Origin of the sequence: Chloroflexus aurantiacus J-10-fl (genome assembly GCF_000018865.1) — a bacterium.
Classification (GTDB): Bacteria; Chloroflexota; Chloroflexia; order Chloroflexales; family Chloroflexaceae; genus Chloroflexus; species Chloroflexus aurantiacus.
Window position 1 is genome coordinate 1,457,553 of record NC_010175.1, and the last position, 16,857, is coordinate 1,474,409.

General features: G+C 57.3%; 12 protein-coding genes. 8 read left to right on the forward strand and 4 right to left on the reverse strand.

Annotated elements, in window-relative coordinates; translation table 11 throughout:
* Positions 1-173 precede the first annotated feature (173 nt).
* Positions 174-1,073 carry a glycosyltransferase family 2 protein gene (locus CAUR_RS05525; protein WP_012660597.1) on the forward strand — a complete coding sequence of 300 codons (900 nt, stop codon included), beginning with the start codon at positions 174-176 and terminating at the stop codon, positions 1,071-1,073.
* Positions 1,074-1,083: 10 nt separating this feature from the next.
* Positions 1,084-2,511: an undecaprenyl-phosphate glucose phosphotransferase gene (locus tag CAUR_RS05530; RefSeq protein ID WP_012256942.1), complete on the forward strand. Its 1,428-nt coding sequence runs from the start codon at positions 1,084-1,086 to the stop codon at positions 2,509-2,511.
* Between the two features lie 171 nt (positions 2,512-2,682).
* Here the strand turns inward: CAUR_RS05530 and CAUR_RS05535 are convergent, their stop codons facing one another.
* Entirely contained in the window at positions 2,683-4,515 is a 1,833-nt protein-coding gene (locus tag CAUR_RS05535; RefSeq protein WP_012256943.1) for a VanW family protein, read from the reverse strand.
* A gap of 329 nt (positions 4,516-4,844) precedes the next feature.
* Here CAUR_RS05535 and CAUR_RS05540 point away from each other — a divergent pair, with 329 nt between their 5' ends.
* Genes CAUR_RS05540 through CAUR_RS05550 form a run of 3 tightly spaced genes read left to right on the forward strand, consistent with a single transcriptional unit; the run spans position 4,845 to position 7,257 of the window.
* Positions 4,845-5,702 (forward strand): deoxyribonuclease IV, encoded by an 858-nt coding sequence (locus CAUR_RS05540; protein ID WP_012256944.1) that lies wholly within the window; start codon positions 4,845-4,847, stop codon positions 5,700-5,702.
* Between the two features lie 39 nt (positions 5,703-5,741).
* Positions 5,742-6,479, forward strand: a complete 738-nt coding sequence (locus tag CAUR_RS05545) for a ComEA family DNA-binding protein (RefSeq protein WP_012256945.1) — start codon at positions 5,742-5,744, stop codon at positions 6,477-6,479.
* The gene (locus tag CAUR_RS05550; protein ID WP_012256946.1) at positions 6,472-7,257 is read left to right on the forward strand and encodes an alpha/beta hydrolase; all 786 of its coding nucleotides are present in this window, start codon (positions 6,472-6,474) and stop codon (positions 7,255-7,257) included. Before CAUR_RS05545 ends, CAUR_RS05550 begins: the two co-directional genes overlap by 8 nt.
* A gap of 36 nt (positions 7,258-7,293) precedes the next feature.
* Here CAUR_RS05550 and CAUR_RS05555 read toward each other — a convergent pair whose 3' ends face one another.
* The 3 genes from CAUR_RS05555 to CAUR_RS05565 are packed head-to-tail and all read right to left on the reverse strand — an operon-like array spanning position 7,294 to position 11,426.
* On the reverse strand, positions 7,294-10,281 hold the full coding sequence (locus CAUR_RS05555; protein ID WP_012256947.1) for a GAF domain-containing SpoIIE family protein phosphatase: 2,988 nt from the start codon (positions 10,279-10,281) through the stop codon (positions 7,294-7,296).
* On the reverse strand, positions 10,282-11,031 hold the full coding sequence (locus CAUR_RS05560) for an anti-sigma factor antagonist (protein ID WP_012256948.1): 750 nt from the start codon (positions 11,029-11,031) through the stop codon (positions 10,282-10,284).
* A 44-nt stretch (positions 11,032-11,075) separates the two neighbouring features.
* Positions 11,076-11,426 carry an STAS domain-containing protein gene (locus tag CAUR_RS05565; RefSeq protein WP_012256949.1) on the reverse strand — a complete coding sequence of 117 codons (351 nt, stop codon included), beginning with the start codon at positions 11,424-11,426 and terminating at the stop codon, positions 11,076-11,078.
* A 138-nt stretch (positions 11,427-11,564) separates the two neighbouring features.
* Between CAUR_RS05565 and CAUR_RS05570 the strand changes: the two genes are divergently transcribed.
* From CAUR_RS05570 to uvrB, 3 genes are all read left to right on the forward strand, one after another.
* Positions 11,565-12,620 carry a hypothetical protein gene (locus CAUR_RS05570; RefSeq protein ID WP_012256950.1) on the forward strand — a complete coding sequence of 352 codons (1,056 nt, stop codon included), beginning with the start codon at positions 11,565-11,567 and terminating at the stop codon, positions 12,618-12,620.
* A 1,266-nt stretch (positions 12,621-13,886) separates the two neighbouring features.
* Positions 13,887-14,624 carry an SIMPL domain-containing protein gene (locus CAUR_RS05575; RefSeq protein ID WP_012256951.1) on the forward strand — a complete coding sequence of 246 codons (738 nt, stop codon included), beginning with the start codon at positions 13,887-13,889 and terminating at the stop codon, positions 14,622-14,624.
* Positions 14,625-14,862: 238 nt separating this feature from the next.
* Positions 14,863-16,857, forward strand: coding sequence for an excinuclease ABC subunit UvrB (gene uvrB, locus CAUR_RS05580; protein WP_012256952.1), 1,995 nt, complete (start codon positions 14,863-14,865; stop codon positions 16,855-16,857).

Here is a 16,857-nt window from a genome sequence, read left to right on the forward strand (position 1 = left end):
CTGATACACATTGTCAAGCTATAGGTATCGATATTTAATTTTGCATTATGAAGCCTTAAATTGATTTTGCAAACGTCTAATCGATTACCATTCGCTTCTTGCATATAAAACAAGAATAACCTGTGGTATACTGAACCAGGGTTGTCTACCAGTGCAGACCGGGCATGTCGATAATGAGTAGTCTTGCCGTTGTTATCCTCAACTACAACCGGGCCGATCTGTTAGCTGATTGTCTGGCCTCGATTGCTGCTTCGCCAACCCGCTGCGATCTATCGGTGTGGGTGGTTGACAATGCCTCAACTGATGGTAGCGCCGCAATGGTTCGTGAGCGGTTTGGGTGGGTGCATCTGATCGAGAGTCCGGTCAACGGTGGTTTTTCTGCCGGTAACAATCTGGCGTTACGGCAGATTCTTACCTTACCCGATCCACCTGACTACATTCTGCTTCTCAATAACGATACCGTAGTACCGCCCGGTGCCCTCGATGGGATGGTTGATTATCTCGACCATCATCCAACGGTCGGCGTCGTGGGACCGAAACTGCTCTTACCCGATGGTTCGCTCGATCTGGCCTGTCGGCGCAGTTTCCCCACTCCTGCAATTGCCTTTTACCGCTTGTTCGGGCTGGCCCGCCTCTTCCCGCGCAGCCGCCGCTTCGCTGCATATAATTTGACTTACCTCGATCCTGATGTGGAGACTGAGGTTGATGCGGTGGTCGGGGCGTGTATGATGGTTCGCACGTCGGTGGTGCGCGAAGTCGGTCTGCTCGATGAGGCGTTCTTCATGTATGGCGAAGACCTTGATTGGGCTTACCGTATTAAGCAGTACGGCTGGAAAGTTGTCTATTACCCTGCGGTAACCGTCTATCATTACAAGCGGGCAGCTTCCAGCCGGCGACCAATTCCGTCAATTCGGGCGTTCTACGACGCGATGCGACTGTTTCATCGCAAGCATTACGCTGCGACGACCCCTGCATTTCTGAATGGTTTGATCGAGTTAGGAATTACTGTAAAGGAGCTGTGGGCACTTGGCCGCAATCTCCTCCTCCCATCCAGGGCGCGCCACGTCGGTTAGAGCGCGCTCCTTGCTGCGTCCGCGGGCGTGGCAGACATTGCTACGTCTGTTACTGATTGTATTCGATATTGCGGCGCTGAATCTGGCGACGCAGGCAGCGTATGCGCTTGGCGCCGAGTCGCTCGTCAGTGCCGGCTTTCGCCTCCCCGCCGATCCGCTAACGCCACTACGGCTGAGCGTGCTCGGCAGCATTATCGCACTTATTGTCTTCACCAGCCACGGCCTGTACGAGATGAAGCGTGGTGCCTCACGTCTTGATGAAGCGGTGAAGGTATTGACCGCAGTCTCGTTTACGATGGTGCTGGTGATCTTCGTGAATGCGCTGATCGGCGAGTTTGGTGGCGAAGAGATGCCATGGACGCGGGAAATCCTCTTTCAGGGCTGGTTGTTGGCGGTCGCTGGCTGTCTGACCGGTCGGTTTCTTCATCGCACCTTTGTCTACGTGTTGCGCCGCTTTGATATTGATACCCGGCGGGTGTTGATTGTCGGTGCCCGTGAGCCGGGCCGTCTGGTCTGGAATACGATCCGGCGGCGACCTGAGTTGGGCTATCGGGTACAGGGCTTTCTTTCCGATACCGTACCAATCGGCGATCTGGTCGATGGATTACCGGTATTGGGACGCACCGACCATATTCGTCGGGTGATCCGGGCAACCCGTGCCGATGAGGTGATCATTGCGCTCTCCGGTCGTTCCTCGCAAGACCTGCTCGAGGTGATTGCGCTCGCTGAAGATGAATCGGTCGCTATTAAAGTCTATCCCGATACGTTTCAATTGATTACGAACAACGAGGTCTCGATTGGCGATTTGCGCGATCTACCGCTCGTCAGTGTTAAGAATGCCGCACTCGACAATCCATGGAACCGTGCACTCAAACGTGGGCTTGATCTGGTCGTTGCATCGCTGGTACTGCTCGTCGCTGCCCCGGTCATGCTGTTGATTGCGCTCGCTATTCGGCTTGAATCACGTGGGCCGATCTTTTTCCTGCAAGAACGGGTTGGTCTCGATGGTCAGCCCTTCTGGATGATTAAGTTTCGGACAATGCGCCCGGATGCGGAACGGTTTAGCACCTGGACGGTGCAGAATGATCCACGAGTAACCCGGGTAGGTCGCTTTTTGCGGCGTACCAGTCTTGATGAGTTACCACAGTTGATCAATGTGCTCATCGGTGAGATGTCTATCGTAGGGCCGCGGCCTGAACAGGCCCGTTGGGTTGAACAGTTCCGCCAACAGATTCCGCGCTATATGCGTCGGCATAAAGAAAAGGCCGGCTTAACCGGTTGGGCCCAGGTGAATGGTTTACGCGGTGATACCAGTATCGAAGAGCGCACACGCTACGACCTCTACTACGTCGAAAACTGGTCACTGCTGTTCGACATCAAGATCATTCTGCGCACGATTATCAATTTTATTACCGGTCGGCAGGAAAATGCGTATTGATGGGATAACCTGCGTTGTTACCGGGTGTTGGGGGTAAGCCCTGCCCATAGCGGTAGCTCAAGCGAATCCTGTTCCCCAGCAGTTCAGTGCCGAGCCGGGAAGAGGACGAGTCGCACATCACTGCGCGCATACTTTGGATTACTCGTAGACCGGGTATACTGCACAGTAGCCCTACCGCCCCACACCGCGCACGAAGATGTCGGGCCAGGGTTGGAATGTGGTTGGGATCGTATCCCGGAGATGAACGGCACCGTCCGCGTACACGGTACGGTAGATTTCCACCCGTAAACCATCACGTGCAGTGTCGGTCTGGCGAACGACACCACTCGGCAGGGTCGGATCATCGATATAGACAGGGCGGGTAGGGGCCGGCATCCGTTCCAGGATGCGGTATGAATACTCCACCCGTCGGTTTGTCGGCGATCCATACAGCGTTATGGTAAGTTGTTGGCGACGGGTGTCCACGGTTCCGGTCAACAGTAACCAGCCACCGGTGTCGTTCACAAACCGCAGATCGTGCACACCGGTAAAGATTGCAGCATCAAGCCCCGGCGGTTCACCCAGTTCCTCGTACCAACCGATACGAAAGGAATGAGCGTGCCGTTCAGTAATGGGTAAGCCGGCAAAGAAGGCTGCCCGAAAGACAGTAGTGCTAACCTGGCACAGCCCGCCACCCCACTCTTTCTGCGTGCGGTTATCAATAATCGCATAGCCCTCGACAAAGCCGCGCTCAGCGGTAACCGGCCCTAACGTGGTGTTGAACGAGAACGTGGCGCCAGGTGGGATCAAGACCCCATCCATCTGGCGCGTGCCGGCCTGAATATTCGTGATCCGGTATGGCGCTGAATTGCGGAACGAGCTAACCCCTACGCCGACCGGTGCACTGATGCCCAGCGCAGCCAGATTGTCAGCAGTGACCGGTGGCGGCAGCTCGCGGAGGGGGAGGGTGACGGTTCGTTCGCTACTGTACAGTACAGCGTTGATACGGGCCATCGCCTCTTCGACAGCCAGACCACGACCGGGGGTACCGGGAGTGCGGATGCGCAGATTCCCGTCATTCCAATCAACTCTGGGCAGACCACCCTCTTCGCGAAGAGCAGCAGCAATTGGAGTCAATGCGGCACGAATAGCCGCCTGGTCGATCATAACGGCCATCGCCGGACGACCATCAACTGCGGTCAGGCTGCGCAGCCTGATCCAGGATGCGATCTGATCGAGCGACCACTCCCAGCGACATCCCGCTCGACATTGACCGCCCTGACCTTCAAGCTGGATCGGACCGCTGAGCAAGAGACGCAATTCACTGACGGTTGGCGCCAGATCGCTATCACGTACCTGTGGTTCGAGGATGCGCGTGCGGATGGCAATCTCTTGCGGTTGCAGGCTTTGCACGGCAGCCGCAATATCGGCCAACGTCTCATCGATTAAGGTCTGACGACCCCATGCTTCACGACCGACAACAACTGTACTGCCGCGCAGATCAACACTCGCATCAATGGGAGCACGGTCGATCTCGGTGGCGATCATCTGGAGCGTGGCCTGAGCGACACGCTGATCGAAGGTAAGATGGAGCGGAAGATCGATGCCGTATTGCCAGGTCGCTGCGGCAATTTGGGCATTTACTTCCCATTCCGACTGATGACCAATCGCGAATGCGGCATCAAGCGCCTCTTCAATCGCCAGGTGCAGGCCAAGGTCTTCGGCTGCCGGTCGCCAGACCTGGTCGTTGAAGTGCAGGGTTACCGGTGTGGCAAGGAATTCGGCGTAGCGACGGTGCAGTGCGGCCCGCGCTTCGGCGCGGGTCATTCCACCAATTGGCAGGCCACGCACACTAATGTTGGGGTAGATACGTTCAGCCAACAGCCGGTCACTCAGGATGATCGCGCCGTACCCTAGCAGTATTGCCAGGATGATCAAGACAGCGATCACCAGTAACCATTCAATGATCCGCCAAAAGCGCGACCGGTGGCGGTGAGGTATTCCGGCTGGTAGCGAGCGTTCCATCGCGATGAACAGCTTTTTGATGCGGCAGAATGCAGTAGTAGTCTAACGCCGGCACAGGTTCATGTCAAGCGAAAAGAATCACGGCGACACGGTGATGTGGCGTGGATGCGAGATGAGTCTCTTCGCCAATACTTTTCATTCATGTGCTGACACGTCACTCAACCGATGCGCGTCGCACGGCATCATACCGGCTACCAGGCGACGTATGGGGAAAGCTTCACCAGACATCTCCCATCCTCACCGACTACCCTTCTATCCGGCTTCCGTGAATGCCGTGATATAATTGCAGTATCCGGTACTCGCCGGCACAAAGTGATTAAGGTGACTGCATGCCGCGATTTGGTGCACACATGTCGATTTCGGGCGGCGTCTCAAAATCGTTTGCCCGTGGTGAATCGGTTGGCCTGGACTCGATGCAGATTTTCGCCAAAAACGAACGGCAGTGGACAGCGAAACCCATCTCGCCGGAAGAGGCGACAGCATTTCGGACAGAGCAACAACGTACCGGTATTCATCCGGTCGTCGTCCACGACTCCTACCTCATCAATCTGGCAGCGCCAGCCGATGAACTGCGCGAGAAGTCGATTGCAGCGTTCGCCGACGAGCTGGAACGTTGTGCACAACTCGATATTCCGTATCTGGTGACCCATCCCGGTGCCCATACCGGCATTGGTGAAGAGGCTGGTCTGGCGCGGGTTGCTGATGCGATTTGCCGGCTGTTGGCAGAGGGTGTCGGCGGTAATACGATGATCTTGCTTGAGACGACGGCAGGGCAGGGGACAGCGCTGGGTTACCGCTTTGAGCATTTGGCCCGCCTCTTCGAATTGATCCCGTACCACGAGCGGTTGGGGATTTGTGTTGACACCTGTCATATCTTTGCGGCCGGCTACGACATTCGTGATCCCGAAGGGTATCAGACCACATTTGCCGAGCTTGACCGTCTGGTTGGCCTGACACGGGTCAAATGCTTTCATCTAAACGACTCCCAGAAGGATTTGGGTAGTCGGGTGGATCGGCATGCGCACATTGGGCAGGGTTGTATCGGTGTTGAGGCGTTCCGTATGCTGGTGAATGACCCACGCTTTGCCGATTTGCCGATGATTATCGAAACCCCAAAAGGCGAGGATATGGCTGAGGATCGCATGAATCTGGCCCTGCTGCGTTCGCTCGTACAGGGTGCCGAATAGAGGTATGGATCCGCATCTACAACCGGGGAGCAAACTGTTATGTGGCGTAAGTTGCTGTTGGTTGCCTTATTACTCGGGATTGGATACGTGATCTGGCGCCGGATGCAGCGAGATCAAACCCCATCACCGGTGTCCGATCTATCACCAGCTCCATCGGCGGCTCCATCAGCGCCGTCACCATCACCAGCGCCGTCAGCACCGTCAGCTCCTGCATCCACCAGCAGTGGGCCACGACCGATTGTGACTCGTGTTCATCGTGGTGCGCCACCGACAATTCGGCGGAGTAGTGCAAGCGCTGAGACGGCTGCGAGTGATCGCAATGGGGTAAACGATGTAGCTTCAGCGTCTGATACTGTTCAATCCGCTGCGCCGGTCACCCACGTCTCGACTGGAGACGCCGATGCTTCATCGCAGGTGGCTTCAGCATCTGCAACCACTGCCGGCATGGTCACAGAACAGCCGGCACCGTCGTCAGACGTGCAAGTCGCAGAGTCGGGTGAGGTCGAATCACCCATCGCCGAGACCGGGCGGGCAGAGGAGAAGGAAGAAGTATCGGCTGAAGGAACCGAACTGGCGCCGGTTGATATTAACCGCGCTGATCGCGAGACCCTGATCGCCTTGCCCGGCATCGGGCCGGTGCTGGCGGATCGCATCATTGCCTACCGCGAAGCTCACGGGCCGTTCAAGAGTGTTGATGATCTGACGGCCATTTCCGGTATTGGCGAGCGTAATATCAATATCTTCCGTAAGCTGGTATACGTTGATCCCAATGCTTGAACCGTATTTGTTGTCGAGTGGTGATCACGCTTGCTTGCTGATCCACGGGTTTGTCGGCGATCCCGGTGAGATGCGCGATCTAGGCGATCATCTGGCGCAAGCCGGCTATACGGTATTTGGTATGCGTCTGCCCGGACATACCGGGAACCCTGAAGACCTGATTGCTGTGCGCTGGACGGACTGGCTGGCTGCGGTGCAGGCGGCATTTGACGCACTCGCCCGCCGGTCTACTGCTGTCTCAGTAGTGGGTTTTTCATTGGGTGGCGCACTGGCCGCGTTGCTGGCAGCACAGCGCCCTGTGCACCGCCTGGTGATGCTGGCAACACCCTACCGCCTTGGTGGCGACTGGCGGGTTGATCTGTTGGGGATTGTCCGCTACGTGACCCCCTGGTTTTATCTGCTGGCCCAGGCCGATTTCAGCAGCCCCGATCTACGGGCATCAATCTGGCGTCGCCAGCCCGGCCTTGATCTCGACGATCCGGTCATTCAACAGATGCTACGACGCTCGGTGAAGGTGTCAGTCGCCGCCGCTGATGAGTTGCGGCTGACTCTGGCAGCCGCTCGTCGTGCACTGCCGCTGGTACGGGCACCAACCCTGATTATGCACGGTCGCAGTGATACAACAGCCGATCCAGCCAGTGCCGCAGCTATCATGGCTCAGATCGGCAGTACTTACCGTGAACTCACATACTGGCCGGCCACCGGTCATCAACTGCTACTCACCGGGCCGTACCGGTCGGCCATCTTTCAACGGATCACACGGTTTCTCGCCCGCTAGCCTTTCCCTGCTGCCTGGAACGTATCGTAAACGACTCTACTCTCGCTTGATAACGATCAGCGTAATGTCATCAAACGGGGGCTGACCGTGGCTATGGCGTGTAATCGCCGCCAGAATGGCCTGGACGATGGCACCGGCAGGTGCTGTGTGATAGGTCTTGATCACGGCGCGTAGTCCGCTGAGATCAAAAGGAACCAGCGCTTCATTCACCGTTTCGGTGACCCCATCGGTGTAGCATACCAACACATCACCGGGCGCAAGGGTCGTACTGGCTTCGGCCAGAGTTGCTTCAGCAATCACCCCCAGTGCAATGCCGGGCGTGTGCAATTCCTCGATATGTCCGGTAGCAGCGCGGTACACGAGTGGCGGATTGTGCCCGGCACAGGTAAAACAGAGATGACCGGTTTCCAGGTTAAGCCGGGCGTAGAACAGGGTCACAAACATCCCCGACTCAGAGTCGCGGTACAACCAGCGGTTGGCCCGTTCCATCGCACGTGCCGGCGCAGAGCCATCGAGCGCAGCGGCACGTACCAGCGAACGCGCCATGGTCATGAACATTGCGGCGGGAATCCCTTTATCGCTTACATCAGCGATGACAAACCCCAGTTCGTGATACTGGCCATCTCCTGATGATAAAGGCCAGAAATCGTAGAAATCACCACCAACCAGCCGGGCCGATTGCCAGGCGGCATCGATCTGCCAGCCCGGAGCTACCGGCAGACGAGTGGGCAACAGGGTGCGTTGAATCTCGCGTGCGACGCGCAGTTCCTGTTCGAGGCGAGCGGCTTCTGCCGCCTCTGCCGCCAGCAACAGACTTTCCAGAGCACTGGCAATCTGTGCCGCGGCGCCGATGCAGAGACTTTGCTGACGACTGCTGAGGGCAATAAACGGATCGTTGTAATCCAGTACCAGCACACCGGGTAGCGTGGTGCGCACTTTGATCGGCAACCCGATCAGGGCACCGCTGTGTGCCGCCGGAATGAGGGCTGGCCATTGATCGGCATTGTCTTGCGCCTGCCACAAGGTCTCGATATTGATCTGTTCACTCTCGATAGTTCGTTCGCGTAAGCGTAGCAAAAATGGCGAGCGGGCCGGTTCGTCGATCAGAGTTGCGCGGGCCTGGCGAGACAACCCATACGCCGCACGCAGAACAAAATCGTTCCGCTCACGATCCCAGAGCGCAATGTAGCAACGCGGACATCCCAGCAACAGCGGCGGCAAGCGCACGACAGTAGCCAACAGATCGGGTAAGGTGGTAGCGCGGCCAACATTCTCGGCGATCTGTAACAAGGCATTCAGCGTCCACGCCTCTTCTTGTTGGGCAGTGTAAGCATTGGCGCTTTCGATGGCAATCGCGATCTGATCGGCCAGCGTGCGAATCACGAACAGATCGTCTTCATCAAAATCATCAGGCTCATCACTCTGCACATCGAGCACACCGATAACTGTTGAACCAACCCGTAGCGGCACTGCCAGCTCGGAACGGGTTTGCCAGGTATCACGAATAGCGCGGCGGTCGTTTATGACATCGCTTACCAACACCGGTTCACCGCGTTGAGCCGCCTCGCCAACCAGACCCTGGCCGATACGGAGGGAGAGGGCACGAATCCGCTCAAGATCGGCACCATCGGCTGTGGAAGCGCGAAAGTAGATGCGTTCGTCATCGGGAGACAGAGTAAAAATGTGCACCGGGTGGTAACCGAACCGTTCACGGATGAGCCGCACAACCGAAGGCAACAACTGGTCGAGATTAAGAATCGCCGTGATCTGTTGACTGACTTCGCGAATGGCCTGTAACTGGTTTGCCCGTTGGCGTGCTTCGTGAAAGGCGCGAGCACGGGCAATCGCCACCGCGGCCTGGTCGGCGATGAGCGAAATGAGGCGCAGGTCATTGGCATCGAAGGCACCCGGTTCGTAGCTTTGCACCGAAATCGAGCCGATCACCGTTTCACCGGCAATGAGCGGCACATAAATGCCTGAACGTGGGGGCCGTTCGCTCTGATAGCGCGGACGGGCCGGCAGACGATCCATCTCGCGTACAAAGTCTTCCACCAGGATTGCCCGCCCGGTCTCCCGAATCCAGCCGATCAGTCCACTGTTTTCCGAGAGATCAACCGTCAAGCGGGGCAACCGCACGCGATCTTGAATGCGTACCATGAGCGTATAGTGATTGCCGTGAAACAGACCCAGATGGAACGACGAGGTATCGACAATCCGACTCGCTTCACGGTAGATCAGCTCGCAGAGGGCTTCAACATCGAGTTCACTGCGAATAATGGCCCGACTCACTTCATTCAGGCGGGCTAATTCACGCACTGAACGGCGTTGGCGTTGCAGGTTGAGCGAGGAGCGGCGGAGAATGGCTGCCGAGGCAACCAGGGCAAGACCGGCGAGTGTGAGATGAATGAGTTCGAGCTGCCGGGCAATCGCGGCTCCCAACCAGGCCAGAGGAAGCGGCGCGATCTCCGCGCCCAAAATTGCGGGCCATGCCGAACGCCACCAGGTTGCCAGACCACTACGCCCACCTTGCAACAGTTCGCGGAGCATGCGTCCGGTTTGGGTAACGAGCGGAAAGCCGAACAGAGTTGACAGGAAGAGCGGCGTAAGGTTCTGGTCGGTAAGTGGTTGATTGCTCAGAGCGCCGACCGGCCACGCACTAGCGAGTATGCCCAGGGTGCGCAGACCACTGCGCAAGAGAGGACGACCAAACAGAGAAAAGGATGTACGGGGACGGTTGGTCAACAGCAGAATCACCACCCCGGAGACAACCCCCTCAATAGCCGCCAGCCATGCCGCATTCACCGGCCCAAGGGTCAGACTGGCCGTGATCAGCACCAGCGGGGCAAGACTATGGACATCGGCAGGCGGGGTACGAAATGCCAGCAGATCAACGGCAAAGGCCATCGCTGCAAACAATATCACCAGTATGGGAGCTACCGGCGTAGCGGGCAGGGTAAACAGCCACATCCACGCCACCACGCCAACCACCAACCCATACCATGTCAGCATCTGTTCGCGCGACACTCAACGCCTCTGGGAAAATGCTGCGCGGGCTTCTGTGACTGAGGGATGAATATTGAAAACCTGGGTAAAGCCGGTAATCGTAAAGACTTCGTGGACTTGCGGTTGTAAAGCGGCCAACCGTAATTCACCGCCGAGCGTCATCAACTCCTTACGGATAAGAAGCAACGCGCGCAAGCCACTACTGGACAGAAAAGGAACATTGCTGAAGTCCAACACAATCTGACGAGCGCCCTGGCTGATCTGTTCGTTCACCGTCTTGCTCAGTCGGGGTGCGGTCAGCGCATCGATCCGGTCGTTGATGGGAATAACGACCACTTCATTGGCTTCTTCAGCCTGATCAGATGGTAGATACTTGACCATCGTTAGTAAATTGCCGCCTTGGGGTGAAAATTCAAAATGAACTTCGTCCATTAAGCGCGTAATGAGATAGATACCCAGGCCGCCAACCTGACGCTCTTCCAACGGCGAGGTGATGTCAGGTACCGGCACAGTAGATGGATCAAACTGACGACCATGATCGCGTACAGTCACGATAAAGCGTTGATCATGGCACTGCCAGCTCAGGGTGAAATCACCGGGTTGGTCAGGATCGTAAGCGTGCTGGATGACGTTGGTTACAGCTTCATCAACTGCAAGCTGCACCTGCCAGGTTGCCCGTTCATCCAGACCACAACGCTCGGCTGCGGCGGTGATAAATGCACTGGTTTTGGCCAACGCATCCAGATCAGCAGTAAGGGTAATACTCTCCATGGCGATTGTGCGACCAGACGAACACGTCTGGCAATAGGGCAGGTTCAAAATGATCCAACTGCTTCGACGGTATCGCCATAGATCTCGAAGAGCGAACTGAAACCGGTTAGATCGAACACCTCTTTGATGCGGGGTGGCAAGTTAGCGATACGAACATCACCACCTTCAAGATCGGTGATCTTCCAATCACGAGCCTTCTTACGCGCTTCAATCAAGACGCGCAAACCCGGACTGCTGATGTATTCGAGCTTGCTGAGATCCAACACAATGCGATAGCGACCGTCGGCGAAAATCGACTCAATCAGTTGTTTAAGTTGTGGCGCAGAAGCTGCATCAACGCGCCCAATCACCTCGATGAGGTCAACTCGATTGAGCCGGCGGTGTGTGAGTTCCATTTAATTCCTCCTCTTCAGGCACAAACGGCGCGTTGCGCATACTGATTCGTATTATACCATACTGACAGTTCTGCCCTGACAGTACGTGCTATAATGGCGCTGTCAATGCATATCAGCAGACACCACGAGGGCTATTGCATGCCGAGCTGGAACGATCTTAATCTTGCCTGGAATACGCTGCGTGAAATAAATGTTGAGGATATTCGGAAAGAAGCCGAGTCACCGCTGACTATCGTCTGTGTCGGCGCGACACGGGTCTGCCAGAGTATTGCCGCCCGCCTGGAATACGGTGAGCAGCGCTATGGTGCAGTCGGGCCATCACCGATCCATCAGGCCAATCTAGCCACGATTGTACCGGCAGAGGTACGGAACGTCGATCTCGTTATTATTGGTCTGGATCGGAATATTCGTTTGTCGGCCCGTGAGTTAACGGTGATTGAGCAACTGGCCGCCCTATCCCTGCCTACGGTTGTGGTGGTCTGGGGCACGGCACTGCCCTCTGATGCCGGGCCGCTACATCCACGGGTTGCCCATGCCCGTTTGCTGGTTGTGCCTGATCCAGATGCCCCGGATACCGACCGGCAACTGGCTGAAGCGATTCTTGAACGGCTACCGGCCTCTTTGCATCTGGCCGCTGCCCGGCGGTTGCCCGGTCTGCGTCCGGTGCTGGCCAAACAACTAATTAGCAGCGTCTCTTTTACCAATGCATCGTATGTGCTGGCAACCGCCTTACCATCACAAATTCCGCTGCTCAACATGCCGTTTGCCGCCGCCGACACCCTGATCTTGACCAAGAATCAGGCTATGCTGGTCTACCGGCTTGCCCTGGCCTACGGAGCACCACCCGATATTCGCGAGCGCCTGTTCGAGGTACTACCGGTGATTGGGGGGGCGTTTATCTGGCGCCAACTGGCCCGAATGCTGGTGGGACTGATTCCGGTGTGGGGAGTAGCGCCTAAAGTGGCGATAGCGTATGCCGGAACCTACACAACCGGAACAGCCGCGTGGCGCTGGTTTGCGGAAGGCGAAATTGTTGATCGCGAGCGTTTGCAGGAGATTGGGCGTGAGGCGATCCAGTTGGGCCGCGAGCAGGCCGCGCTGTTGATGGCAAAAGCACGTGAAACCGGTAGCCAGCAGGTTGGACGCTGGAAACGATTCTGGCAACGGTTACGGCAGATGTGGCGGCGCAAGTGAACGGGTAAGGGTAGAACCTGTTTCAAAAAACATCTCCTGGAAGTTATCTCATTCATCACTGACAGACTAATCGTGATGAGCACACACCGCATCCCCGTGACCGGTAGGGTTAACGGCGTGACCCGCGCCGGATCGTGACTCCACACTCCGCGACACGGGTAACTCGGTCGGGAGACCGTATTCACCCCGACGTGTGCCGCGGACATGCCGTTTGGCGTGTCTGTGGTCACCGGCGTGCTGGGGTGATTTCGCTCGCTCACCGCATCCCTTGCATGGCAAGATGAATGGGTTCAGGCACCGTCTGTAGGGGCGGTTTAGAACCCGCCCCTACGGATACCCGCATATTCGGTGTCAAGCAGTGATGCCCGTATCACGCAAGGTTTGATATGCCACCCTGCTGGAAGCAGGCACGGCGGGCAGGTGCAGGTGGCGAGTGCGCCGGAGGCGCACGCTCCCAGGGGATGGCCCCCACCCTCACCCTCCATTGGAGGCGGGAACTAGCGGTGCAGCACGGCTCCGCTGGCAGACGCTGGTTCAGGTGGGGCGCGCCGGCGGCGCGCACTCCCAGGGGATGGCCCCCATCCTCACCCGCCCCCGCTTGGGGCGGGAACTTGCGGTGAAGTATGGCGCTGCTGATGGGTGCTGGTACAGGTGGGGCGCGCCGGCGGCGCACGTTCCCAGGGGATGGCCCCACCCTCACCTGTCCCCGTTGAGGACGGGAACTAGCGGTGCAGCATGGCGCCGCTGGCGGGCGCTTCACCAGATTTGATATAACCCGCTTACCAGCCCTCTCTGGCAAAGCTTACTCCTCTCTAGAACCTATTTCAAAAAACATCTCCCATTACCGACCGACTCCATGATCGTGACGAGCACACACAGCTTCCTTGTTTCCAGCCGGGTCAACGATGTGCCACGCGCCAGATCGTAAGCACGGCTGGCGCGGCAGCATGGCTGCCGCACTCCAAACGCTGCGCCACGCGCATGACAGGCGAGTAAGGCACCCAATTCGACGAGTGATGGCACTAGCGATGATCGTCAGCGCTCCTCGCTTCCATACTGGCAGACTGGGAGCAGGATAGGCTATCGTTGGTCATTGGCAAGCGGTCACGAGCCTGGGCAATGGTCGACCGTACAGCTTTTATGAAATAAGTTCTGGCACACTCGCGTGTATCCCTTCCCACCGATCAAGCGGAACCAATCATCAGGTAGCGGCGTCTCTGAGATGTGACGTGCAGATACCTTGTGAAATGATAAGGAGTGAGTGTTATGGAAAACCGTCTTCTCTCGACTGTGCTGGCTCTGACGGCATTGATAGCTGTGCTGGCACTGGCTGCGGTCAGCCTGTTCCGTCCGGCCCAGACCGTAACCGCGCAAACCGGTGTTGCTAATATGCCACAGATTGTCGTTATCGGCACCGGTGAAGTGAAGGTTGAGCCGGATATTGCCTCGATTATGATTGGGGTCGAGACTACTGCCCCAACCACGCAGGAAGCGCTGGCCCAGAACAGTACACAGGCGCAGGCGATTATCGATCAGATTCGGCAATTGGGCATCGAGGAGCGCGATATTCAGACCACTGGGATCAACATTTATCCGGTGTACGATAACGAGGGGCGGAATATCACCGGCTACACTGTCAATAATACAGTGAATGTCACCGTGCGCAACATCGGCCAGGCCGGGAGTCTGATTGATCGGGTGGTGCAGGTCGGTGCCAATCGTGTCTACGGGATCAGTTTTGGGGTTAGCGATCCGGAGCGTGTGCTGGCCCAGGCCCGCGAAGCGGCGATTGCCAATGCACGGGCACGTGCCGAGCAGATGGCACGCGCCAGCGGTACGTCACTCGGTCGCGTTCTGTTCATCACCGAGAACATGGGTGCCAGCCCTCTCCCAATCCCGGTGATGGCTCAGGCCAGGCCAGCCGTGGACAGCGTGGCGCCGCCGGTGCAACCCGGCCAGCAGACCTACAGCGCGTCGGTGCAGGTGACGTTTGAGTTGCGCTAACCGTTGTAGATACAGATCGAAGGCTATCCCCCCACCGCCAATATGTCAACGGTGGGGGGATGTTGTTACATTACAATTGTGGCAAATACTTATTCAATCCTGACAACACACCGTTGCTACTTCTGGTATAATAGAAGTAACCCAACCATCGGCGCGGCGTTGTGGCCCTCTCCGCCCTGGAGCGGTGACACAACCCGCGCTGTTGCGTCTCTACACCGCAGAAACACGCGAGCATCGTATGTCATTCCGGATCGAAGCGCCTTATCAGCCCACCGGCGACCAACCGCGTGCCATTGAGCAACTGGTGGCCGGCCTGCGTGCCGGTTACCGTCATCAAACCCTGCTCGGTGCCACCGGAACCGGTAAGACGTTTGTCATGGCGCACATCTTCGCGCAGATGCAGCGCCCAACCCTGGTTCTTGCCCATAATAAAACCCTCGTCTCGCAGCTTTGGGCTGAGTTCCGCGAGTTTCTGCCTGATGCTGCGGTTGAGATGTTTATCTCGTACTACGATGAGTACACGCCCGAAGCCTACGTGCCCTCGAAAGACCTCTACATTGAAAAAGAGGCCAGCATCAACGAAGAGATTGATCGCTTGCGCCACGCCGCAACCCAGGCCCTGCTCAGCCGGCGCGATGTGCTGATCGTGGCGTCAGTATCGGCGATCTTCGGTCTCGGTTCACCGCACGACTACGGGCAAGAGAAGGTCACGCTGCGCGTCGGTGAGGTACGCAACCGCGATAAGCTCATGCGCCAGTTGATCGATTTGCAGTTCGAGCGCAAGGATATGGATTTTCAGCGCGGCACGTTTCGCGTGCGCGGTGATACGCTCGATATTATTCCGGCCAACGCCGAAACCGCGATCCGGGTGGAGTTTTGGGGTGATGAGATTGAGCGGATTGTCGAACTTGATCCGCTCACCGGCGAGGTGTTGTGTAAGCACGCGGTGGTTGAGATTTATCCGGCCAAACACTTCGTTACCACCAAAGAGAAGTTGCAGCTTGCGATTGCCAGCATTCAAGACGAGCTGGCCGAACGGGTGCGCGAACTGGAGGCTGCCGGCAAATTGCTGGAAGCCCAACGGCTGAAGCAACGCACTCTGTACGACATCGAGATGCTCAGTGAGGTAGGCTACTGTAGTGGCATTGAGAACTATTCCCGCCATCTCGATGGCCGGGCGCCCGGCCAGACGCCCTGGACGTTGCTTGACTATTTTCCCGATGATTTTCTGATCTTTATTGACGAGAGCCACATTACGCTTCCGCAGTTGCGCGGGATGTACAACGGTGACCGTCAGCGCAAGCAGACGCTGGTTGATTTCGGTTTTCGCCTGCCCTCAGCGCTCGATAACCGCCCGCTGCGCTTTGAAGAGTTCGAGCAGCATGTCTACCAGGTCATTTATGTCTCGGCGACCCCCGGCCCTTACGAACGCGAGAAGAGCGAGCAGATTGTAGAGCAGATTATTCGGCCAACCGGCCTGCTCGACCCGGAGATCGAGGTGCGGCCAACCCGTGGTCAGATTGATGATCTGCTCGGTGAGATTCGGCGGCGGGTGGAGCGTAAACAGCGCGTGTTGGTGACCACGCTGACCAAGCGCATGGCCGAAGATTTGGCCGACTATCTGAAAGAGATGGGGGTACGCACAATGTACCTCCACGCCGACATTGATACGATTGAGCGGGTGGAGATTCTGCGCGACCTGCGGCTGGGGGTTTACGATGTGGTGGTGGGAATTAACCTGTTGCGCGAGGGGCTTGATCTGCCGGAGGTGAGCCTGGTGGCGATCCTGGACGCGGATAAAGAGGGGTATCTGCGCTCAGAGACCTCACTGATCCAGATCATTGGGCGGGCGGCTCGCCACATTGAGGGCAAGGTGATCATGTACGCCGATACGATCACCCGCTCGATGGAGGCGGCCATCCGCGAGACGCAGCGCCGGCGCGATATTCAGATGGCCCACAACCTGCGCTACAACATCAAACCGCAGGGGATTGCCAAGGGGGTGCGCGATCTGACCGACCGGATTCGCAAGATGGCAGAAGAGCGCGGCGAGTATGTGGCGACGCCAACCACCGCCGTTGCGGTCGATCTGCCCCGCGATGAAGTGCTGAAGTTAATCAAAGACCTGGAAAAGCAGATGAAGCAGGCCGCGAAAGAGCTTGCCTTCGAGAAGGCGGCTGCATTACGCGACCAGATCGTTGAGTTGCGCAAAACACTGGCGCTGAGTGAGTGA

Bases quoted from the DNA above. Each gene is read 5' to 3' on its own strand.
- CAUR_RS05540 (WP_012256944.1), top strand. From the start codon at position 4,845: ATGCCGCGATTTGGTGCACACATGTCGATTTCGGGCGGCGTCTCAAAA.
- CAUR_RS05560 (WP_012256948.1), bottom strand. From the start codon at position 11,031: ATGGAGAGTATTACCCTTACTGCTGATCTGGATGCGTTGGCCAAAACC.
- CAUR_RS05535 (WP_012256943.1), bottom strand. From the start codon at position 4,515: ATGGAACGCTCGCTACCAGCCGGAATACCTCACCGCCACCGGTCGCGC.
- CAUR_RS05575 (WP_012256951.1), top strand. From the start codon at position 13,887: ATGGAAAACCGTCTTCTCTCGACTGTGCTGGCTCTGACGGCATTGATA.
- CAUR_RS05570 (WP_012256950.1), top strand. From the start codon at position 11,565: ATGCCGAGCTGGAACGATCTTAATCTTGCCTGGAATACGCTGCGTGAA.
- uvrB (WP_012256952.1), top strand. From the start codon at position 14,863: ATGTCATTCCGGATCGAAGCGCCTTATCAGCCCACCGGCGACCAACCG.
- CAUR_RS05565 (WP_012256949.1), bottom strand. From the start codon at position 11,426: ATGGAACTCACACACCGCCGGCTCAATCGAGTTGACCTCATCGAGGTG.
- CAUR_RS05525 (WP_012660597.1), top strand. From the start codon at position 174: ATGAGTAGTCTTGCCGTTGTTATCCTCAACTACAACCGGGCCGATCTG.
- CAUR_RS05545 (WP_012256945.1), top strand. From the start codon at position 5,742: ATGTGGCGTAAGTTGCTGTTGGTTGCCTTATTACTCGGGATTGGATAC.
- CAUR_RS05550 (WP_012256946.1), top strand. From the start codon at position 6,472: ATGCTTGAACCGTATTTGTTGTCGAGTGGTGATCACGCTTGCTTGCTG.